Below are 22363 nucleotides of genomic sequence, written 5' to 3' on the forward strand. Positions count from 1 at the left end.
AGTTGTGACGATACGAAATTGGGCAAAGTTTTTCTTCTTTGCAATGCTCGTTGGTGGTGCAGTCAACGGAGTTTTTAGTTTATTTATTCGCTGGGAATTCTTCCAACCATACATAGCAAACGGTCAATGGGGTGAGTTTTTCGCTGGACTTTTATGGATGGTTTTCTTAGGGTTTACAATGAGTGTTATAGCGCAAGCTGGCTTTTTTGCTTATTTAACACTTCATCAGGTAGGTGTTAATATTTTTAGAACACTGACATTATGGAATTGGGTACAGCTATTATTAATTGCCATAACGATTTTCGATATAATTTTCTTCCGCTTTATTCCTGGTGTGAAGGATGGGCAAAGCTGGTTGTTCTATGTAGGACTATTAATTGTCCTCATTTTTGGGGCAATAGCAACGGCTGTTCAAAAAGTAAAATTAACAGGGAAAAAACATGTAATGATTTCGGCACTATTCTTTATGATTGTCATTACAACGTTGGAATGGACAATTGCCTTGATGGGTCGCGATGAAAATATTAATGAGTATGTTGCTCTTTTATTATTCCCATTATTGGCGGTTAATGCGTATCAATTATTAGTATTACCTAAATATAATGCAAAATCTGATGAAGATCGTCAAAAATTAGAAGCACGACGCCAAGCTCGTCGTGAACAGGCTAAAAACGCATAAGGAAAAAATTGCCTCGCTGTATTGGAGGCAATTTTTTTATGGCGCTTTTTTAGTTTGAACCTTATAACCAAATATATTTTCTTCAATCGACATAAACTTATGCTGTTGTATGAGAGTGTTAAGCTCTTTAAAGGATATTTGATTATTTTGATGGAGCGGGAAAAAGACAAAATCACCTTTTTGTAATTTCGGAGTTTTCTCACCTTGCCAAATAAGCGAAGGAGATAGTAAATTCATTTGTTGTTGGAATAAGGCTTTCTGTAAATCCTGTGAATATTGATGATTTCGGGTAGCAAACCATAAAGGTTTTTCTTTTAAATGTTTTTCGTAAGTATCAATATCCTTTTGGATGAGTGCAATGTCAACGGGTTCTTCTACTGAATCATCCGGCCCAAGTAATCCTGTAGGCAATTTTCGTTGTTGGATAATTTTTAAATGCTCGGGTGACCGTTTTATCCAACCAGCATCTAAAAGTAGAAGTGGATAAGGCTCTTTCACCGTTTGGAGCCATTCTAATAGAGAGTCATCAGAGAAAGAGATCTCTACAATAAGAGATGTGCCATAATGTCCTTTTGTGACCACTACTGGTGCATTCGCAATATTAAATACAGAAATCATCGTTGAATTTATAGGCTTTAAAAAGGCAAAAAGCATTACAATTAAAAGCAGTGAAATCAACGTTTTACGGACCATAATGATAACCTCGTTTCTAAAATTAAAATAAAAAATGAATCTCTTTAAAAAAACTTATGATTTAGTGTTGACTTTCATGAATAATCGATGTTATTATGTATAAGTCGCCAAGAGGTGACAACGAAATAAAGAAACATGAACCTTGAAAACTGAACAAGCAAAACGTAATCAATAAAGTTTTAAGTAGCTAGCTTCGGTTAGTGAACAAAACAAAAATTTTGGACATCAAACATGATGCCAGCAAAACAATTTGAGCTAATCAAATTTCTTTTATGGAGAGTTTGATCCTGGCTCAGGACGAACGCTGGCGGCGTGCCTAATACATGCAAGTCGAGCGAACAGAAAAGGAGCTTGCTCCTTTGACGTTAGCGGCGGACGGGTGAGTAACACGTGGGCAACCTACCCTATAGTTTGGGATAACTCCGGGAAACCGGGGCTAATACCGAATAATCTCTTTTGCTTCATGGTAAAAGACTGAAAGACGGTTTCGGCTGTCGCTATAGGATGGGCCCGCGGCGCATTAGCTAGTTGGTGAGGTAACGGCTCACCAAGGCGACGATGCGTAGCCGACCTGAGAGGGTGATCGGCCACACTGGGACTGAGACACGGCCCAGACTCCTACGGGAGGCAGCAGTAGGGAATCTTCCACAATGGGCGAAAGCCTGATGGAGCAACGCCGCGTGAGTGAAGAAGGTTTTCGGATCGTAAAACTCTGTTGTAAGGGAAGAACAAGTACAGTAGTAACTGGCTGTACCTTGACGGTACCTTATTAGAAAGCCACGGCTAACTACGTGCCAGCAGCCGCGGTAATACGTAGGTGGCAAGCGTTGTCCGGAATTATTGGGCGTAAAGCGCGCGCAGGCGGTCCTTTAAGTCTGATGTGAAAGCCCACGGCTCAACCGTGGAGGGTCATTGGAAACTGGGGGACTTGAGTGCAGAAGAGGAAAGTGGAATTCCAAGTGTAGCGGTGAAATGCGTAGAGATTTGGAGGAACACCAGTGGCGAAGGCGACTTTCTGGTCTGTAACTGACGCTGAGGCGCGAAAGCGTGGGGAGCAAACAGGATTAGATACCCTGGTAGTCCACGCCGTAAACGATGAGTGCTAAGTGTTAGGGGGTTTCCGCCCCTTAGTGCTGCAGCTAACGCATTAAGCACTCCGCCTGGGGAGTACGGTCGCAAGACTGAAACTCAAAGGAATTGACGGGGGCCCGCACAAGCGGTGGAGCATGTGGTTTAATTCGAAGCAACGCGAAGAACCTTACCAGGTCTTGACATCCCGTTGACCACTGTAGAGATATAGTTTCCCCTTCGGGGGCAACGGTGACAGGTGGTGCATGGTTGTCGTCAGCTCGTGTCGTGAGATGTTGGGTTAAGTCCCGCAACGAGCGCAACCCTTGATCTTAGTTGCCATCATTTAGTTGGGCACTCTAAGGTGACTGCCGGTGACAAACCGGAGGAAGGTGGGGATGACGTCAAATCATCATGCCCCTTATGACCTGGGCTACACACGTGCTACAATGGACGATACAAACGGTTGCCAACTCGCGAGAGGGAGCTAATCCGATAAAGTCGTTCTCAGTTCGGATTGTAGGCTGCAACTCGCCTACATGAAGCCGGAATCGCTAGTAATCGCGGATCAGCATGCCGCGGTGAATACGTTCCCGGGCCTTGTACACACCGCCCGTCACACCACGAGAGTTTGTAACACCCGAAGTCGGTGAGGTAACCTTTTGGAGCCAGCCGCCGAAGGTGGGATAGATGATTGGGGTGAAGTCGTAACAAGGTAGCCGTATCGGAAGGTGCGGCTGGATCACCTCCTTTCTAAGGATTATTTCGGAATACAAACCTTGGGTTTGTAAGATTACGTTTTGCGTTCAGTTTTGAAGGTTCATTCTATTTGAATGAAACACTTCAAAACTTGTTCTTTGAAAACTGGATAAAACGACATTGAAATTGTAACAAACACATTTATTTTTTTAAGTTTTTTATAGGCTTAATAACTTGGTTAAGTTATTAAGGGCGCACGGCGAATGCCTTGGCACTAGGAGCCGAAGAAGGACGGCACTAACACCGATATGCTTCGGGGAGCTGTAAGTGAGCTTTGATCCGGAGATTTCCGAATGGGGGAACCCACTACGTTTAATCGCGTAGTATCTTGACGTGAATACATAGCGTCTTGAAGGCAGACCCAGGGAACTGAAACATCTAAGTACCTGGAGGAAGAGAAAGAAAAATCGATTCCCTGAGTAGCGGCGAGCGAAACGGGAAGAGCCCAAACCAAGAGGCTTGCCTCTTGGGGTTGTAGGACACTCTATACGGAGTTACAAAAGAGCGAGTTAGATGAAGCGACTTGGAAAGGTCCGCCAGAGCAGGTAAAAGCCCTGTAGTCGAAAGTTCGTTCTCTCCTGAGTGGATCCTGAGTACGGCGGAACACGTGAAATTCCGTCGGAATCCGGGAGGACCATCTCCCAAGGCTAAATACTACCTAGTGACCGATAGTGAACCAGTACCGTGAGGGAAAGGTGAAAAGCACCCCGGAAGGGGAGTGAAAGAGATCCTGAAACCGTGTGCCTACAAGTAGTTAGAGCCCGTTAATGGGTGATAGCGTGCCTTTTGTAGAATGAACCGGCGAGTTACGATTACGTGCAAGGTTAAGCTTTAGAAGGCGGAGCCGCAGCGAAAGCGAGTCTGAATAGGGCGAAATAGTACGTGGTCGTAGACCCGAAACCAGGTGATCTACCCATGTCCAGGGTGAAGGTGAGGTAACACTTACTGGAGGCCCGAACCCACGCACGTTGAAAAGTGCGGGGATGAGGTGTGGGTAGCGGAGAAATTCCAATCGAACTTGGAGATAGCTGGTTCTCTCCGAAATAGCTTTAGGGCTAGCCTCGTGATGAGAATACTGGAGGTAGAGCACTGTTTGGACTAGGGGGCCATCCCGGTTTACCGAATTCAGACAAACTCCGAATGCCAGATATTTATACACGGGAGTCAGACTGCGAGTGATAAGATCCGTAGTCAAAAGGGAAACAGCCCAGACCACCAGCTAAGGTCCCAAAGTAATCGTTAAGTGGAAAAGGATGTGGCGTTGCACAGACAACCAGGATGTTGGCTTAGAAGCAGCCATCATTTAAAGAGTGCGTAATAGCTCACTGGTCGAGTGACGCTGCGCCGAAAATGTATCGGGGCTAAACGATTCACCGAAGCTGTGGATTGACATCTACGATGTCAGTGGTAGGAGAGCGTTCTAAGTGCGTTGAAGTCAGATCGGAAGGACTGGTGGAGCGCTTAGAAGTGAGAATGCCGGTATGAGTAGCGAAAGACGGGTGAGAATCCCGTCCACCGTATGACTAAGGTTTCCTGAGGAAGGCTCGTCCGCTCAGGGTTAGTCGGGACCTAAGCCGAGGCCGATAGGCGTAGGCGATGGACAACAGGTTGATATTCCTGTACCACCTCCTCACCGTTTGAGAAATGGGGGGACGCAGTAGGATAGGGTAAGCGCGCCGTTGGTTGTGCGCGTCCAAGCAGTAAGGCGTGTGTGTAGGCAAATCCGCACACTGTAACGTTGAGCTGTGATGGCGAGTCCGTATGGACGAAGTTCCTGATTTCACACTGCCAAGAAAAGCCTCTATCGAGGTGAGAGGTGCCCGTACCGCAAACCGACACAGGTAGTCGAGGAGAGAATCCTAAGGTGTGCGAGAGAACTCTCGTTAAGGAACTCGGCAAAATGACCCCGTAACTTCGGGAGAAGGGGTGCTCTTGAGCGTGCAAGCGCATGAGAGCCGCAGTGAATAGGCCCAGGCGACTGTTTAGCAAAAACACAGGTCTCTGCAAAACCGTAAGGTGACGTATAGGGGCTGACGCCTGCCCGGTGCTGGAAGGTTAAGAGGAGTGGTTAGCGCAAGCGAAGCTGCGAATTGAAGCCCCAGTAAACGGCGGCCGTAACTATAACGGTCCTAAGGTAGCGAAATTCCTTGTCGGGTAAGTTCCGACCCGCACGAAAGGCGTAACGATCTGGGCACTGTCTCAACGAGAGACTCGGTGAAATTATAGTACCTGTGAAGATGCAGGTTACCCGCGACAGGACGGAAAGACCCCGTGGAGCTTTACTGTAGCCTGATATTGAATTTTGGTACAACTTGTACAGGATAGGTAGGAGCCAGAGATCTCGGAGCGCCAGCTTCGAAGGAGGCGTCGGTGGGATACTACCCTGGTTGTATTGAAATTCTAACCCATGCCCCTTAGCGGGGCAGGAGACAGTGTCAGGCGGACAGTTTGACTGGGGCGGTCGCCTCCTAAAAGGTAACGGAGGCGCCCAAAGGTTCCCTCAGAATGGTTGGAAATCATTCGTAGAGTGTAAAGGCACAAGGGAGCTTGACTGCGAGACCTACAAGTCGAGCAGGGTCGAAAGACGGGCTTAGTGATCCGGTGGTTCCGCATGGAAGGGCCATCGCTCAACGGATAAAAGCTACCCCGGGGATAACAGGCTTATCTCCCCCAAGAGTCCACATCGACGGGGAGGTTTGGCACCTCGATGTCGGCTCATCGCATCCTGGGGCTGTAGTCGGTCCCAAGGGTTGGGCTGTTCGCCCATTAAAGCGGTACGCGAGCTGGGTTCAGAACGTCGTGAGACAGTTCGGTCCCTATCCGTCGTGGGCGTAGGAAATTTGAGAGGAGCTGTCCTTAGTACGAGAGGACCGGGATGGACACACCGCTGGTGTACCAGTTGTCTTGCCAAAGGCATCGCTGGGTAGCTATGTGTGGACGGGATAAGTGCTGAAAGCATCTAAGCATGAAGCCCCCCTCAAGATGAGATTTCCCATTACGCAAGTAAGTAAGATCCCTCAAAGACGATGAGGTAGATAGGTTCGAGGTGGAAGTGTGGTGACACATGGAGCTGACGAATACTAATCGATCGAGGACTTAACCAAAAAAGTTTGAAACATTCAATGCACCGTTTATCCAGTTTTGAAAGAGCAAATCTTTCTAAAAAGAGAGCTTCTAGACACAGCAGTACGCCGTGTATGGAAGGTCGACCATAGTCTAGTGATGATGGCAAAGAGGTCACACCCGTTCCCATACCGAACACGGAAGTTAAGCTCTTTAGCGCCGATGGTAGTTGGGGGCTTCCCCCTGTGAGAGTAGGACGTCGCTAGGCGCAAAAAGTCGCTACTGATACACTCAGTAGTGGCTTTTTTTTGAGCCGATTATTATTTATAAATACATAAAAGAAGGCATCCTCAATGGATGCCTTCTTGTTTTGATACTTAACTTAATGCGTATGAACTGTAGTAGCTCGTAGTTCGATACGGCGAATTTTCCCTGATGTCGTTTTTGGTAACTCATCAAGAAAGACGATACTACGAGGGTATTTATAAGGGGCTGTTAACGCTTTTACATGCTCCTGTAGCTCCTTTGTTAACTCCTCTTCATTACATTCTTTGAAGCCTTCTCGTAAGATAACAAATGCCTTTACAATATGCCCCCTAATTTCATCTGGCGCAGCTACAACTGCACATTCTTGTACAGCTTCATGTTTGTTTAATGCATCTTCAACTTCAAATGGTCCGATCGTATAACCAGATGAAATAATAATGTCATCTCCACGACCTTCAAACCAGAAGTAACCGTCTTCATCACATTTTGCTTGATCACCTGTAATATACCAATCCCCACGAAATGCAGCTTGTGTGCGCTCTGGTTCTTTATAATATTCTTTAAATAAAGCTGGTGAAGATTTGTGAACAGCAATATCACCAACTTCTCCAACTGGCGCTTCATTCCCTTCATTGTCGATAATACGTACAATATTACCTGGAGTTGGAACACCCATAGATCCAGGACGTAATTCTGTGTTTTCGAGTGTACCAATTAATAATGTGTTTTCTGTTTGTCCATAGCCGTCACGTACTTTTAGTCCAAAATGATTCATAAATGTTTCGATAACTGGACGATTTAAAGGTTCACCAGCAGAAACGGCACTACGTAGAGATGATAGATTGTAGTCTTGTAAATTATCGATTTTCGCCATAATTCGGTATTCAGTCGGTGTACAACATAGAACATTAACTTTTTCATCCTGCATTAATTGAAGATAGGTTTTTGCATCGAATCCACCATGATAGACAAATGCAGTAGCACCGAGCATGATTGTGGATAAAAAAGGACTCCATATCCACTTTTGCCAACCAGGAGCAGCTGTTGCCCATACGAGGTCTCCTTCACGTACACAAAGCCATTTTGAAGCTGCAGTTCTAATATGTGCATATCCCCAGCCATGTGAATGAACAACGCCTTTAGGTTTACCAGTTGTACCAGATGTATAAGAAAGGAATGCCATGTCATCACGTGTAGTAGCTACGGCTGTAAATGTAGCTGGCTGGCTGCTTGCTAATTCATCTAAAGAAGTCCAATCTCCTTTCGCAGCACCGATCACTAGTTTATTTTTCAATGCGTCTACAGAAGAAGCAATTTGGTCAACTTCACTAGTAAAAGCCTCATAAGCAATAACTGCACTAGCAGAAGAATGTTCCATCCGATATTCTAAATCGCTTGCACGTAGCATCTCTGAACATGAAATGGGTACGATACCAGCCTTTAAGCAGCCTAGAAAAACGAAATAGGCTTCTGGAAGTCGAGGAATAATAACTAATACACGATCACCTTTTTGAAGCCCCTTCTCCGTAAAAGCGTTTGCGTATTGATTCATTTTTTGGTTAAGCTCCACATAAGAAACTGTACGTCTCTCTTGTTGTGTATTTAACCAACGTATTGCTTGGCGATCACTATCTTGCGAAAATTTTTCTAATTCCTCTGTGATGTTATAAAATTCAGGTGCAATTAAATCATTTGATACCATCTTGAACATCCTCCCCCAGAAAATTTGATAGAAAATTCATAAAACTATTTTTATTTTAACAATTACAATAATATACAGCAAGAATATTTAGTACGTTAAATAGAAATATTAGAATTAATAGAGAACTATTATGCTTTCAGACGAATATAGGAGGATACTTCGACAAAAAATATAAAAATTTTCACAAAATGTGTTGCATTATTTATAATGCTTGCTATAATAATAAATGTACTTAAGAGGTTGTCTAAAACCAAAGTGAATAGCATTGTTCCGAAGTAGCTCAGTTGGTAGTAGCACCTGACTGTTAATCAGGTTGTCGCAGGTTCGAGTCCTGCCTTCGGAGCCATTTTTTTTGTCCTTTTTTCAAATGCTATAATACATAAAAAAATTTGTGGAAAAGCATTGCAATTATTAATAAAAAATGTTATTATAATTCTTGTCTTGTTTGAGACATAATATTGGCCCCTTGGTCAAGTGGTTAAGACACCGCCCTTTCACGGCGGTAACACGGGTTCGAATCCCGTAGGGGTCACCATTTAAAACATAGGCTTTATAAAGAATATAAACTGTGATATAACACCTGTTTCTATGGAGGATTAGCTCAGCTGGGAGAGCATCTGCCTTACAAGCAGAGGGTCGGCGGTTCGAGCCCGTCATCCTCCACCATTCTTATTGTGTTATTTCGGAGGGGTAGCGAAGTGGCTAAACGCGGCGGACTGTAAATCCGCTCCTTAGGGTTCGGCGGTTCGAATCCGTCCCCCTCCACCAGTTTTATAAATGATTGGGGTATAGCCAAGCGGTAAGGCAACGGATTTTGATTCCGTCATGCCTAGGTTCGAATCCTAGTACCCCAGCCATTTTTTCTTTTATGAGCCATTAGCTCAGTTGGTAGAGCATCTGACTTTTAATCAGAGGGTCGAAGGTTCGAGTCCTTCATGGCTCACTTTTTTAGAATGAAAATTATTCAAAAGTGTTATATTAACTACAGATAACTAATCTCTTGCTGAAAACAGTAGGAGATTTTTTTATGTTATTTATAAATGAATAAATATACAACTTTTTGTTGAGTTGAGCCAAGTGGTATGTAGGCTTTACAATAATCTTATAACTTTTAGGGGGTATAAAAACATGAATAAACTTAATATTTCTATTATTGGAGTACCAACAGATTACGGACAAACACGCCGTGGGGTAGATATGGGACCAAGTGCTATTCGATATGCAGGTATTGTTGAACGTTTAGAGGCTATCGGACACGATGTACAGGATCAAGGGGATATTCGTGTTAGTCAAAAGCTTGCTGACGGAGCTGTGGATGAAAAATTACTAAATTTAGAGGAAGTTGTAGATGTTAGTACTGCATTAGCAAATAGTGTGCATGAAGTAGTGGAACAAAAGAAATTCCCACTCGTATTTGGTGGAGACCATAGCATTGCTATTGGAACATTAGCTGGATTAGGTGAGCATTACAAAAATCTCGGTGTTATCTGGTATGACGCTCATGCAGATTTAAATACACCTGAAACAACACCTTCAGGCAATATACATGGGATGCCGTTAGCCGTTAGTATTGGGCTAGGACATGAACGTTTAGTGCAAATTCGCAACTATGCTCCAAAAATTAAGCCAGAAAACGTGATTATTATTGGAGCTCGTTCAGTAGACCCAGGAGAACGTGAATTGATACGTCAACAAGGAATTAAAGTATATACAATGCATGAAATCGACCGACTTGGCATGACACGTGTGATGGAAGATGCACTTGCTTATTTAAAGGAACGAAATGTTGATGGCTTACATTTATCACTTGATTTAGACGGATTAGATCCACTTTATACGCCAGGTGTGGGTACACCAGTTCCAGGTGGAATTACGTACCGAGAAAGCCATTTAGCAATGGAAATGTTACAAGAATCAGGCATGGTAACTTCAGCAGAGTTTGTAGAGGTAAATCCTATACTAGATGAAAAGAATACAACAGCAAATGTGGCTGTTGCATTAATGGGATCTTTATTTGGTGAAACACTAGTTTAAAGAAAATTTGACAAAAAATTGCCTGTTGCCACATTGCATAAAAATCTTTTGCTATAATTGAATTAAAACGAAACTTTTCTTATCGGTGCTTCGTATAGTATAAGACAGTTGTAAAGGTGGAGAAGTCAACACAATGGATGCGTTAGTAAATAAGAGAATAAAACAAGTGCTTAAAGGCGATCAAAACGCATTTGCCGATATTGTGAGTCTCTATCAGCACAAACTGTACCAAGTATGCTATCGAATGTTAGGCAACAAACAAGAGTCTGAAGACATTGCTCAAGAGGCTTTTGTGCGAGCCTATATGAACTTGCATACATTTGATCAGAAAAGAAAGTTTTCGACGTGGCTTTATCGCATAGCGACAAACCTCTGCATTGACCGTATTCGAAAAAAGAAACCGGATTATTATTTAGATGCAGAAGTAGCTGGTACAGAAGGGCTTGATATGTATTCGCAAATCGCAGCAGACGACCAGCTACCAGAGGAGCAGTTAGAACAAATGGAGCTGCAAGATCGCATTCAATATGAAATTGGACGATTGCCGGATAAATACCGTTCGGTTATAGTATTGAAATATATAGAAGAGTTATCGTTACAAGAGATTAGCGAGATTTTAGATATGCCGCTTGGAACGGTGAAAACGAGGATTCACCGCGGACGTGAGGCATTACGTAAGCAATTAAACAATCTGTAGGAGGGGGAGCGTCATGAATACTTGTCCAGAGCATATTATAGACTATATGCATGATTATTTAGACGGTGACATTAGTCGTGAGCATGAGCAAGAGTTGAAACAACACTTGCATACATGTAATGATTGTAAACAGTTGATGCAAGAATTGAGTGAAACAATCGCCTTTGTGAAGAGTGCTTCCCATATTACAGCGCCTCCGAGTTTTGAAGCAGCAGTTATGGCTCGTTTACCAAAACCAAAAAGTCGAGTAGGTATACAAAAATGGATTCGCCGGCATCCGTTCTTTGTGGCAGCAGCAGTATTTTGCTTATTCATGAGTGCTACATTATTGGGTAGCTTCATGGATGACCAGCATTTCTCGGTGACCAAGCAACCTAATTTAGTTGTGGATGGTCAAACAGTGATTGTCCCTGAAGGAGAAGTGGTAAAAGGCGATATTGTTGTGAAAAATGGCGATTTGATTGTTGAAGGTGAAGTTGATGGCAACGTCACAGTAATCAACGGGCAATATATGGCATCTTCAGCGGTAGTTTCAGGGAGAATCGAAGAAATTGACGAAGTATTTGAATGGTTATGGTATACAATTAAAAATTCTGTTAAGACAGCCATGACATTTGAGGAAAAAGAAGAAACTAAATAACACTCTATACGTCCTAAAAAATAGTGCACGTGAGAGGCTGAAAGGTCTACTCTTCTGAGTAGACTTTTTATTTGAAAAAAGTTACATTTGATAAGAATGTGATATACTTGAATGTGTATGGATTCGTAATGAAAAGTGGGGGATGCCACGTGCAAATTATCGAACATTTCACGGATTTAACACCTGTGAATATTGTTATTAACTTCATTGATGTACTGCTCGTTTGGTACGTTGTTTATAAAGTCTTAACCCTCATTAAAGGTACGAAGGCTGTCCAATTACTTAAGGGAATATTCGTCATTATTATTGCACGAATTGCAACAGACCTTTTAGGGTTACAAACACTTGGCTGGATGCTACAACAAGTTATTGAGTTTGGTTTCCTAGCGATTATTATTATATTCCAACCTGAAATCAGACGTGGTTTAGAACAAATTGGACGAGGAAAGCTATTCCAACGTTCATCAAGTCAAGAGGAAGAAGAACAAACAAGACTTATTGAGGCTATGAAGAAGTCTGTAAGTTATATGGCTAAACGTCGAATAGGTGCGTTAATTTCTATTGAAAAAGAAACAGGTCTTAATGAATATATTGAAACAGGTATAGGGCTAAATGCTGAAATTTCATCAGAATTACTGATTAATATCTTTATACCAAATACCCCGCTACATGATGGGGCTGTTATTATGCAAAAAGATAAAGTTACAGCAGCGGCTTGTTATTTACCTTTATCTGAAAGCCCATTTATTTCAAAAGAGTTAGGGACACGCCACCGTGCTGCTCTTGGCTTAAGTGAAGTTACAGATGCTATTACAATTGTTGTGTCAGAAGAAACAGGCGCAATTAGTATAACATTAAATGGTAATCTCCATCGAAATCTATCTCTAGAGGAGTTTGAAACATTATTAAGAAAAATGTGGTTCGGATCAGTACAAGAATCAAATGCATCCTCTAAGTTGACTTGGAGGGGGAAAAAGAATGGATAAAATGATGGATAGCCCTTGGGTACTTAGAATCATCGCGCTATTTTTAGCGTTTTTGCTTTTTTTCTCAGTGCGTACTGAGTTGTCACCTTTAAATAAAGCTACCTCAAATGAACAAACGGATGTTATTCGTGATGTTCCAGTGGATGTTTATTACGATAATGAGAATCTTATTGTGACAGGTTTACCTGAAACTGTGGATGTAACGATAGAAGGTCCGATGGCATTGGTTTTAAAAGCAAAGGGAGCTAAGGATTTTTCTATATTTGCGGATTTGAGCAATTTATTGCTGGGAGAGCATGATGTAAAACTGCAATACGAAAATATTTCAGAAAAGTTAAAGGTGACATTAGACCCTGCAACTGTTCATGTGAATATTGAGGAAAAGGTCACGCAGGAGTTCCGAGTGGATCCTGAAATGAACAAACGTTTAATCGAAGAAGGTTTTATCTTAAAAGAAATGACGGCCTCCCCGCCAACTGTTTATGTAACAGGTGCAAAAAGTGCTATTGAAAGCATTAGTTATGTAAAAGCAACTGTTACAGGAGAGCAGGGCTTGAAGCAATCATTCACGCAGGAAGCAGCTGTAAAAGTATTAGATAGAGATTTAAATAAGTTAGACGTGACTATTGAACCTGAAATTGTGAAAGTTCAAGTAGATATAGCGGAGTATAGTCGAGAGATCCCAGTTGTCCTTAAGGAAACAGGGCAAGCTGCCGAAGACATTACCATTAACTCATTAACATTTACACCGAAAATGATCAAAGTGTATGGTAGAAAATCAATTATTGACAGTTTAACATCCATTCCAATAACAGTTGACCTGTCAAAAATTACTGAGTCCAAAACTTATGAATTTGATGTAAAATTACCAGATGGTGTGACAAAAATATCTGACAAGAAAATAAAAGTGAAGGCAGATATTACAAAGGTAGAACAAGAAGAACAGCAGAAAACACCAGCTTCTACAGAGGAAACGCCACCTCCAACTGAAGAACCTGATGTGACAGATGAGAGTACTACAACTGATAAAAATACGTCAACTGAGGAATCGGAAGATATTGATTCTTAAACAATATGTGACTATAATTTTATTTTGATTCTAAATCAAAAATCCAATCAGGTTTGTAATTCAGGTTTCATCAAACAAACTGGCAGAGTGGAATATTAATAATTACCAATGAATGAACAAAAGCAGACTTTTCCAAAAGTAAGCGGACAAGTGTCTAATGCTTGATAGAAACTCACTAGGCACTGTCTTGCATTGAAGGAGAGAATAAGTAGAATGGGTAAATATTTTGGAACAGATGGCGTCCGTGGCGTCGCGAATAGTGAATTAACACCAGAATTTGCATTTAAACTTGGTCGTATAGGCGGCTATGTTTTAACAAAAGATGCAACTGACCGTCCAAAGGTTTTAATTGGTCGTGACACACGTATTTCAGGCGAGATGCTTGAAGGTGCACTTGTGGCTGGTCTTTTATCAATTGGGGTAGAGGTAATGCGTCTGGGTATTATTTCAACACCAGGTGTGGCATACCTTACTCGAATTATGAGCGCAGATGCAGGCGTCATGATTTCAGCTTCACATAACCCAGTTGCAGATAACGGTATTAAATTTTTCGGTCCTGATGGCTTTAAGCTAACAGATGCACAGGAAGCGGAAATTGAAGCGTTAATTGATGCGCAAGAGGATACATTACCACGTCCTATAGGAGCAGATTTAGGATCTGTAAGTGACTATTTCGAAGGTGGTCAAAAATATATTCAATACTTAAAGCAAACAGTGGATGAAGAATTTGATGGTATCCATGTAGCGCTTGATTGTGCACATGGTGCAACTTCATCTTTAGCTACACATTTATTTGCTGATTTAGAAGCTGACATTTCTACAATGGGTGCTTCTCCAACTGGCTTAAATATTAATGATGGTGTAGGCTCAACACATCCAGAAGGACTAGCTAAATTTATTACTGAAAAAGGTGCAGATGTTGGTTTAGCCTTTGATGGCGATGGAGACCGTTTAATTGCTGTAGATGAAAACGGAAAAATTGTTGACGGTGACCAAATTATGTTTATCATTGGTAAGCATTTAAATGCGGTAGGGCGTTTAAAGAAGCAAACAATTGTTTCAACAGTAATGAGCAATATGGGCTTCTATAAAGCTGTGGCTGACAATGGTATGCAAAGTGTACAAACAGCTGTAGGTGATCGTTATGTTGTGGAAGAAATGCGTGCGAATGAATACAATTTAGGTGGCGAGCAATCAGGGCATATCGTCTTTCTAGATTTTAATACAACAGGTGATGGCTTACTGACAGGAATTCAGCTTGTCAACATTATGAAAGCGACGGGTAAAAAGCTTTCAGAACTTGCAGCTGAAATGAAAATCTACCCTCAGCGTCTTGTCAATGTGCGTGTAACAGATAAGCATGCTGTGACTGATAATGCGAAAGTAGCTGCAGTAATTGCAGAGGTAGAAGCTGAAATGGCTGGAAATGGTCGTGTTTTAGTACGTCCTTCAGGTACAGAGCCATTAGTACGTGTCATGGTGGAAGCAGCAACAGAAACGGATTGTGAGCGTTTTGTCGAGCGTATTGCAGATGTTGTACGTGTAGAAATGGGCCTAACAGAATAAGAAATAGAGTGTAAACCCGATTTCCGTAAACAGGAAATCGGGTTTACTTATTTGAAAGGAATGTTTTAAATAAGCGAGATGGGGAACAGTAATTAGGAGTCACAATAACAAGGAGTGTTTAATTGATATGGCTAAAATTGCTACAGTTATAACAGATATGTTTGAGGACATTGAGTTTACAAGCCCTAAAGAAGCGTTGGAAGCAGCTGGGCATCAGCTAGTAACAATTGATATCGAAGCAGGCAAGGAAGTTAAGGGTAAGCATGGAGAGTCCGTGAAAATTGATAAAGGCATTGATGAAGTAAAAGCTACAGATTACGATGCATTATTTATTCCTGGTGGTTTTTCTCCCGATATATTACGTGCGGATGATCGTATAGTAGCATTTGCAAAGTCCTTTATGGATGAAATGAAGCCTACCTTTGCCATTTGTCATGGACCACAACTTCTTATTACTGCAAAGACATTAAATGGGCGTGACGCCACAGGTTATAAATCCATCCAAGTGGATTTAGAAAATGCAGGGGCAATCTTCCATGATGAAGAAGTATTTGTCTGTCAAAAACAGCTTGTAACAAGTAGAACGCCAGATGATCTTCCTGCATTTAATAGAGAAATTGTTAAATTATTAGACAGTAAATAAAGGATAGGCACAAGCATTTTAAATGCTTGTGCCTAATTTCTATTACAATGCTTATCAAAGTGCTTATGTATCGCTTTGTCTACATATTTGTCACGAAAAAGCTTTAGGACTAGGTGTTTTTTATAACGAAAATTTGACGGATAGCATATGATTGAGTATGATGGAGAAGTTGAAGATGAGGTCCGACCTTATCCTTTAACGAACGCCTAAGGAGGGAAGAAAGCGTAAAATCGGAAAACAATTATAGCGCCTGAGCTGAAGAAGTCGGACGAAAAGATCTTCAGCAGACGAGGTGGAGGTTTATCGAAAATTCGGCGGATGCCTCCCAATCGACATACCCGATTGTCATTTTCCATTTTGAAAGCATTTGAGTGATTGAATGTACAGAAAATGGAGAAGGTATTGTAAAAGCAATAGATAAATAGATGAAGCTTCACATATCGAAGGTCTCTATTCAGTTGGCTGAATAGCTTGTGTGTATTGGAGTGCTTTATTTTTTATAAAAATAAAGCTTCGCTGTACATTCAAAAAAATTCGATAGGATGAGGCCTAGTTTGTCATTGCGTTAAATTGACATTATCGGAGGACGAGAATTATGTGTGGAATTGTAGGATATATTGGTGAATCAGATGCAAAGGAAATTCTATTAAAAGGCTTAGAAAAGCTAGAGTACCGTGGTTATGATTCAGCGGGTATTGCAGTACGTAACGAAGAAGGCGTAACGGTTTTCAAAGAAAAAGGGCGTATTGCAGATTTACGAGAAGCGGTAGATGAAGATGTTGCTGCGAAAATTGGTATTGGTCATACACGTTGGGCAACACATGGTGTGCCAAATCGTTTAAATGCTCACCCACATCAAAGTGCATCAGGACGCTTTACACTTGTGCATAATGGGGTTATTGAAAACTATCACTTATTGCAAAAAACATATTTAAAAGGCATTCCAATGAAATCTGATACAGATACAGAGGTTATTGTGCAATTAGTAGAGTTATTTGTGAAAGATGGTCTAAGCACTGCAGACGCCTTCCGTAAAACATTATCTCTATTACATGGCTCCTATGCACTGGCACTATTAGATGCAGAGGCAGCAGATACAATCTTTGTAGCAAAAAATAAATCACCACTTCTAGTTGGAATTGGTGAAGGTTTCAATGTTGTTGCGTCAGATGCAATGGCGATGCTACAGGTAACAGATCAATACGTAGAGCTTCACGATAAAGAGGTAGTTATCGTACACAAAGCAAGTGTGGAAATTACAAAATTAGATGGTACTGTAGTAGAGCGTGCACCATATACTGCTGAGCTTGATATGAGTGATATTGAAAAAGGCACATATCCACACTATATGTTAAAAGAAATGGATGAGCAGCCTACAGTTATTCGTAAAATCATTCAAGCATATGAAGGTGACAACGGTGATTTAACGATTGATGCGGAGATTTTAGAAGCTTTACGAGCAGCAGATCGTTTATATATTATTGCAGCGGGCACAAGCTATCATGCGGGTCTTATCGGTAAACAATATTTCGAAAAAATGGCCGGTATCCCTGTAGAAGTGCATATTTCTAGTGAATTTGGCTATAACATGCCATTACTTTCAGAAAGACCATTATTTATCTTCATTACACAATCAGGAGAAACAGCAGATAGTCGTCAAGTACTTGTAAAAATTAAAGAGTTGGGCTATCCAACATTAACGATCACAAATGTACCTGGCTCTACGTTATCACGTGAAGCTGACCATACATTGTTATTACATGCAGGTCCAGAAATTGCTGTAGCTTCTACAAAAGCTTATGTGGCACAAGTAGCAGTACTTGCATTAGCAGCCTATGTGACAGCAAAGGCAAATGGCAAAGGCTTAGAATTTGATTTAAAACAAGAGCTTGCGATTGCCGCTAATGGCATCCAAACAATTATTGATTCAAAAGATGTGCTAGAAGACATTGCAGAAGATTACTTAAAAATCGCACGCAACGCATTCTTCATTGGCCGTAATATGGACTTCTATGTCAGCCTTGAAGGTGCCTTAAAACTAAAAGAAATTTCGTACATCCAAGCAGAAGGCTTTGCTGGTGGAGAACTGAAGCATGGAACAATTGCCTTAATCGAAGAAGGTACACCTGTGTTTGCGCTTGTCACACAAGCTTCAGTAGGATTAAACATCCGTGGTAATGTCAAAGAAGTAGCAGCTCGTGGTGCATATCCATGTATTATCGCGATGGCAGGCATTGATGAAGATGGCGACCGTTTAGTCATTCCGCATGTTCATGAATTACTAACACCGCTTGTATCAGTAGTACCTTTACAATTAATTAGCTACTATGCTGCACTTCACCGCCGCTGTGATGTAGATAAACCACGTAACCTAGCTAAATCGGTAACTGTTGAGTAAGAACAAAAATTAGATTTAATGTTGTGAGTTATAACTAATGCTGTCATATTTTATAATTATATTTGTCATATAAATATAAGATAAATTGACACTATAACAAACCTTGGTACAGTTTTGATGCTGCTGTATCAAGGTTTAAATTTCATTCAATTTGTCTTTTTATAGTACGATTGATTAAAAATAAGTATGAAAACTCATGTAATTATTATAACTAATATTGTCATTTATCAGCTATAAATGATTAGGATCATAATAGCTGGAAAAGTACAATAAAAGATAAACATTTTGTGAGGGTCACACAACCGGAACTAGACATATAAATTTTGGTTGTTAAACAACAAAAAAGTGACTATATTTCAATACATTTTATATTAACTATACTCAAATGAAGAGCTGTTTAATCAATAACATATGATTAAACAGCTCTTCATTTGTTTTTTAAAACTTTAGGTTGTCTATGTAGTTTTGAAAGTTGATCTGACTAATGTATAAAATAATGGAATGATTTGGAATTAAATTCGATCGTTTTATAAAAGAGTTTGATCAAAACTTCAAAAGAAATGTACGAAATTCAATATTATCAAATGTTCTTTTTGCCTTTAAATATTTAGATGAAGAGCAAGAAATTAAATTATTTGATGTAATTAATTCAAAAGGTAACAGAAATGACCAAGTACTATTTCATAGTTAGAGGATAAAAAAGGAGAATATAAATTGAGAAGGACATCTTAAGTGTGTATGTACGTTTAAACTTTACATACTTCTTTTTTCGGTGCGATTAGGTTGACTGAAGAGTTCCTTCTTCAACTACATAACTATATTCATTTTTTATTACCCTTAACTGTTGCTATAAATATGGATCTATGTCAAGATACCGGACACATAAAAGTTAAGTTTTGTTTTGTGGCAACCACCATTTATGGAGTGTTCCACATCCCGTGTAGCCAGTCAAAGTGAAAAGAGCCTTTGACAGACTACACGGGATGTAGAGCGAGAAATCCATGGAGGTTGCGCCCCAAATAGGAAGGGGTAGATTGCTTGAATCCCACTGTTTTATGCTGTAGTTCGGCATATTCTTTCGCATTCTTCGGGCGTTAATAAGCCTATTGCACCATGAATGCGTTTGCGATTATACCAACCTTCAATATATTTAAATAGCGCGACTCTAGCTGTTTCATAATTTTCATAGCGCGTTCGATAGACTTCTTCTTTTTTCAATGTCGCATGAAAAGACTCGATACAGGCGTTATCGTATGGGCAACCTTTACGGCTGAACGACGGAATCATTTCGTGTTTTTTTAGTTTTTTTTGAAATGTTTCACTCGTATATTGCGTACCTAAATCGGTATGGATAATCAATCCTGGCGCTGGATTTTGTGCTTGTACAGTGTGATCCAATGCATCAACGTGTACACACCTAAAAAACTTTGGGTTTACACAATAATGTATGTCCTTAAATAAAAAAGTTTGGTCAAGACTGAAGGGAAATTAGGGTGAAAGCCTGGTCGCCCTTCGGTCTTTTTTGCATGAAAAAAGCAGGAGAAAAAGCAAGGATACGTACCGTTGGTACGTCAGCCGATGTAATTAAACGTTTGATTAAAAGCATGAAATAGCTTGAAAAATAAGGGATTTCAAGAAAGAAAGCATGAGAAAAGGAGCGGAAAAAGGCAGGGGAAAATGCAGGAGAAATAGAAGAATGGCAGGAGAAAAGCGGGAGAAAAAGAAGGAGAAATACTTGATTTTTGGACAAAGTTTTTTATGTCTGCGACTATGAAAATTCGGTACAAGTTTGAGCAAAAGTGGGGGAAAGGCAGGACAAACTTTTTTCTATTCCAGAAGATGGAGAAAGGCATGAGCTTAAGCAGGACAAGGGTTTGAAAGGGGAAAGGCAGGAGGAAATGATGGACAAAGATTTTTATGTGTGAACACAACGACCAAATCTACGGTCATTTTTCGTCCAAATTTATACCCTACAATTTTCTTCGTATGTAAATCAAGAACCGACGCCAAGTAGCACCATCCATCGCGGATCGTATGGATATACGTAATATCGGCTACCCACTTTTCATTAATCGTCGTTGTTTGGAAGTCCTGTTCAAGTACGTTTTCACGTTCTTCCACAGGCTTTTGTGTTGGCGTCGGACGGTACTTTTTTGTGATGTTCGAGCGAATACCAGCTTTTTTCATAAGTCGCTGTACACGTTTAATACTAACTTTCACGCCTTCCTTGAGTAACTGTGCATGGATTTTTGGTGCACCATATCGTCCATCACTTTCTTTATGAATGGCACAAATACGCACCGTAATTGTTTGATTTTCAACTTCATAGACACTAGGTTTCTTGTGGAAAGACTGGTAATACGTACTTTTGGGTATCTTTAAAACGCGACACATTAGTTGAATAGGATAATGTTCGCTTTCGTTTTCAATATGGTCAATGAGTTCTTGTTCTGTTACTTTTTCGCGAATATGGTCATAGCCTTTTTTAAGATTTCAATCTCCTGCTTTAATCGAAGATTTTCTTTTTGGATCGAAGAAACTTCTGCTGCAGTTAATTCTTCTACACCTTCAATTGGGGAGTGTAACTTAATCCATTTATAAATAGTTACTTCAGAGACACCATATTCGCTAGACAGTTGACTGACCGATGTACCAGAGTGATAAAGCTCTACTACAGTTTGTTTAAATTCTTGATTGTATCGTTTTTGACTCATAAAAAAGACACGTCCTCTCTTGGTTATAATGATACTAACTTAACCAGAGTGTGTCCATGGCTCTATTCTACATTCAATAATATATTTTGTTAAATGCGGATAACCAAACAAATACATCACTAAAGTACATGCATGAAAGGGAAGGTAAGCAATAATACTAGTAGTATATAATATAAATTAAAAGGTGGTTATTATGGATGTATTTAAAAATAACTAAGCTTATAGATTTGTTTTTGTCTAAACTTACAGACTCAGGTATTGCTCTTATCTTTTGGGCGAGTTCAGTATGTATTGGAGCTTTAATAGTGCAAAATGTTCAACAAGTGATTTTTATACCTAGTTTTTTATTTTGTACTCTTATTGGCATTCATCTATTATTATATAATTTTTCTGAAAAACTCAGTAAGAAACGTAAATGGTTCTATTTTTTTATACAAATGTTAATTGTATTTGCTGCTGCTCTTCTTATTCCCAAAGGTTCATTTATTGTCTTGATTGGTTTTTTCCCCATTTTAATAGCACAAAGTATTACTATTTTTAATAGTAAAATAAAAGTATTCATTGTATTTACCCCATCTTATTTATTATATTGCTTAGCTATTTGGATTAATTATGGTATAGAAGAATTAACAATTTATATTCCTTTATTCTTTTTTATACTTATAACCGTGATTTTTTATTATGTAATATATAATAAGCAGTTAAATGCTAGAGTCCGGACAGAATTTTATCTAGATCAACTTGAGGTAGCCTTAATGAAAGTGGAAGAATTAACTTTAGCCAATGAAAGACAACGTATGGCTAGAGACTTACATGATACTTTGGCTCAAGGTTTAGTCGGTTTAATTATGCAGTTAGAGGCAATTGATGCCTATATACAAAAAGGAAATTTAAATAGATCAAAAGAAATTGTAGATAACTCTTTAATTCAGGCTCGACAGACTTTAAATGATGCTAGAATAGCCATCGATAACCTTCGTTCTAAAGAGAGTATCCAATCTAATTTAAAAGATTTCGTTTTATATGAAGTCACTAAGTTTAAAGAATTATCACCAATTACTGTAGAATGTAAAGTTGACATCATCCCTTCATTACCTATTTTGGTAGTGGAAGAAATTATATTTATTCTAAGTGAGTGCTTAACAAATATTATGAAACACTCTAAGGCCACTACAGTAACTATAAAAATATATGTAGTAGACAATAGATTATTGATGGAAGTGTTGGATAATGGGATAGGATTTTCGATTGAAAAAGAGAAGAATCAAAGAGGGAAATACGGGCTTTTAGGGTTGTATGAGCGAGCTAAATTAATTGGTGGGGAACTTACAATTGAAAGTAAAATCGATGGGGGAACTAAAGTACTCTTCACCATTCAATTATAA

The 22363-nt window shown here is 40.1% G+C and carries 12 protein-coding genes, 6 tRNA genes, 3 rRNA genes and 2 pseudogenes; 19 read left to right on the forward strand and 4 right to left on the reverse strand.

All coding sequences use genetic code 11. The features are described from left to right. Nucleotides 1-4: 4 nt before the first annotated feature. A complete protein-coding gene (locus AAJG31_RS14510) occupies nt 5-679 on the forward strand; it encodes a KinB-signaling pathway activation protein (RefSeq protein ID WP_054548969.1) in 675 nt (224 codons plus the stop codon). Between the two features lie 36 nt (nt 680-715). Here AAJG31_RS14510 and AAJG31_RS14515 read toward each other — a convergent pair whose 3' ends face one another. Next, the gene (locus AAJG31_RS14515) at nt 716-1372 is read right to left on the reverse strand and encodes a hypothetical protein (protein WP_279493425.1); all 657 of its coding nucleotides are present in this window, start codon (nt 1370-1372) and stop codon (nt 716-718) included. A 269-nt stretch (nt 1373-1641) separates the two neighbouring features. On the opposite strand from AAJG31_RS14515, the gene AAJG31_RS14520 reads away from it, so the two are divergent. From AAJG31_RS14520 to rrf, 3 genes are all read left to right on the forward strand, one after another. Then, a 16S ribosomal RNA gene (locus AAJG31_RS14520) occupies nt 1642-3193 on the forward strand. A gap of 182 nt (nt 3194-3375) precedes the next feature. Then, a 23S ribosomal RNA gene (locus AAJG31_RS14525) occupies nt 3376-6303 on the forward strand. Between the two features lie 111 nt (nt 6304-6414). Next, nucleotides 6415-6530, forward strand: a 5S ribosomal RNA gene (gene rrf, locus AAJG31_RS14530). The 16S, 23S and 5S rRNA genes sit together here, the layout of an rRNA operon. A 114-nt stretch (nt 6531-6644) precedes the next feature. On the opposite strand, the gene AAJG31_RS14535 is transcribed toward rrf, so the two are convergent. Next, a complete protein-coding gene (locus tag AAJG31_RS14535; RefSeq protein ID WP_257961829.1) occupies nt 6645-8231 on the reverse strand; it encodes an acyl--CoA ligase in 1587 nt (528 codons plus the stop codon). Nucleotides 8232-8500: 269 nt separating this feature from the next. Between AAJG31_RS14535 and AAJG31_RS14540 the strand changes: the two genes are divergently transcribed. The 14 genes from AAJG31_RS14540 to glmS all read left to right on the forward strand — a co-directional run bounded on the left by AAJG31_RS14540 (nt 8501) and on the right by glmS (nt 18264). Then, nucleotides 8501-8577, forward strand: a tRNA-Asn gene (locus AAJG31_RS14540). A gap of 114 nt (nt 8578-8691) precedes the next feature. After that, nucleotides 8692-8766: transfer RNA gene (locus AAJG31_RS14545), tRNA-Glu, on the forward strand. A gap of 55 nt (nt 8767-8821) precedes the next feature. Continuing rightward, nucleotides 8822-8897 (forward strand) — tRNA-Val (locus tag AAJG31_RS14550). 18 nt (nt 8898-8915) lie between these two features. Next, nucleotides 8916-8999 (forward strand) — tRNA-Tyr (locus AAJG31_RS14555). 14 nt (nt 9000-9013) lie between these two features. Further along, nucleotides 9014-9088 (forward strand) — tRNA-Gln (locus AAJG31_RS14560). A gap of 13 nt (nt 9089-9101) precedes the next feature. Next, a tRNA-Lys gene (locus tag AAJG31_RS14565) sits at nt 9102-9174 on the forward strand. A 185-nt stretch (nt 9175-9359) separates the two neighbouring features. Further along, entirely contained in the window at nt 9360-10265 is a 906-nt protein-coding gene (gene rocF / locus AAJG31_RS14570) for an arginase (RefSeq protein ID WP_004225412.1), read from the forward strand. Nucleotides 10266-10398: 133 nt separating this feature from the next. After that, entirely contained in the window at nt 10399-10962 is a 564-nt protein-coding gene (sigW, locus tag AAJG31_RS14575; protein ID WP_004225410.1) for an RNA polymerase sigma factor SigW, read from the forward strand. Between the two features lie 13 nt (nt 10963-10975). Beyond that, the gene (locus AAJG31_RS14580; RefSeq protein WP_009370547.1) at nt 10976-11602 is read left to right on the forward strand and encodes an anti-sigma factor; all 627 of its coding nucleotides are present in this window, start codon (nt 10976-10978) and stop codon (nt 11600-11602) included. Between the two features lie 149 nt (nt 11603-11751). Further along, nucleotides 11752-12588, forward strand: coding sequence for a diadenylate cyclase CdaA (gene cdaA / locus AAJG31_RS14585; RefSeq protein ID WP_009370548.1), 837 nt, complete (start codon nt 11752-11754; stop codon nt 12586-12588). Then, a complete protein-coding gene (locus tag AAJG31_RS14590) occupies nt 12581-13657 on the forward strand; it encodes a CdaR family protein (protein ID WP_279493421.1) in 1077 nt (358 codons plus the stop codon). The genes cdaA and AAJG31_RS14590 overlap by 8 nt, the downstream gene beginning before the upstream one ends. Nucleotides 13658-13870: 213 nt before the next feature. Continuing rightward, nucleotides 13871-15223 (forward strand): phosphoglucosamine mutase, encoded by a 1353-nt coding sequence (glmM, locus tag AAJG31_RS14595; protein ID WP_279493419.1) that lies wholly within the window; start codon nt 13871-13873, stop codon nt 15221-15223. A 127-nt stretch (nt 15224-15350) separates the two neighbouring features. Then, the gene (locus AAJG31_RS14600) at nt 15351-15866 is read left to right on the forward strand and encodes a type 1 glutamine amidotransferase domain-containing protein (protein ID WP_054549732.1); all 516 of its coding nucleotides are present in this window, start codon (nt 15351-15353) and stop codon (nt 15864-15866) included. 595 nt (nt 15867-16461) lie between these two features. Further along, nucleotides 16462-18264 carry a glutamine--fructose-6-phosphate transaminase (isomerizing) gene (gene glmS, locus AAJG31_RS14605; protein WP_054549731.1) on the forward strand — a complete coding sequence of 601 codons (1803 nt, stop codon included), beginning with the start codon at nt 16462-16464 and terminating at the stop codon, nt 18262-18264. Nucleotides 18265-19317: 1053 nt separating this feature from the next. Here the strand turns inward: glmS and AAJG31_RS14610 are convergent. Then, nucleotides 19318-19626 (reverse strand): annotated as a pseudogene (locus tag AAJG31_RS14610) (integrase core domain-containing protein); the annotation flags it as partial. A gap of 567 nt (nt 19627-20193) precedes the next feature. Further along, nucleotides 20194-20978: pseudogene (locus AAJG31_RS14615) on the reverse strand (IS3 family transposase); the annotation flags it as partial. A 197-nt stretch (nt 20979-21175) separates the two neighbouring features. Between AAJG31_RS14615 and AAJG31_RS14620 the strand changes: the two are divergent. Further along, the gene (locus AAJG31_RS14620) at nt 21176-22363 is read left to right on the forward strand and encodes a sensor histidine kinase (protein ID WP_279493418.1); all 1188 of its coding nucleotides are present in this window, start codon (nt 21176-21178) and stop codon (nt 22361-22363) included.

Origin of the sequence: Lysinibacillus sp. BS3 (assembly GCF_039614735.1) — a bacterium.
Lineage (GTDB): Bacteria > Bacillota > Bacilli > Bacillales_A > Planococcaceae > Lysinibacillus > Lysinibacillus capsici.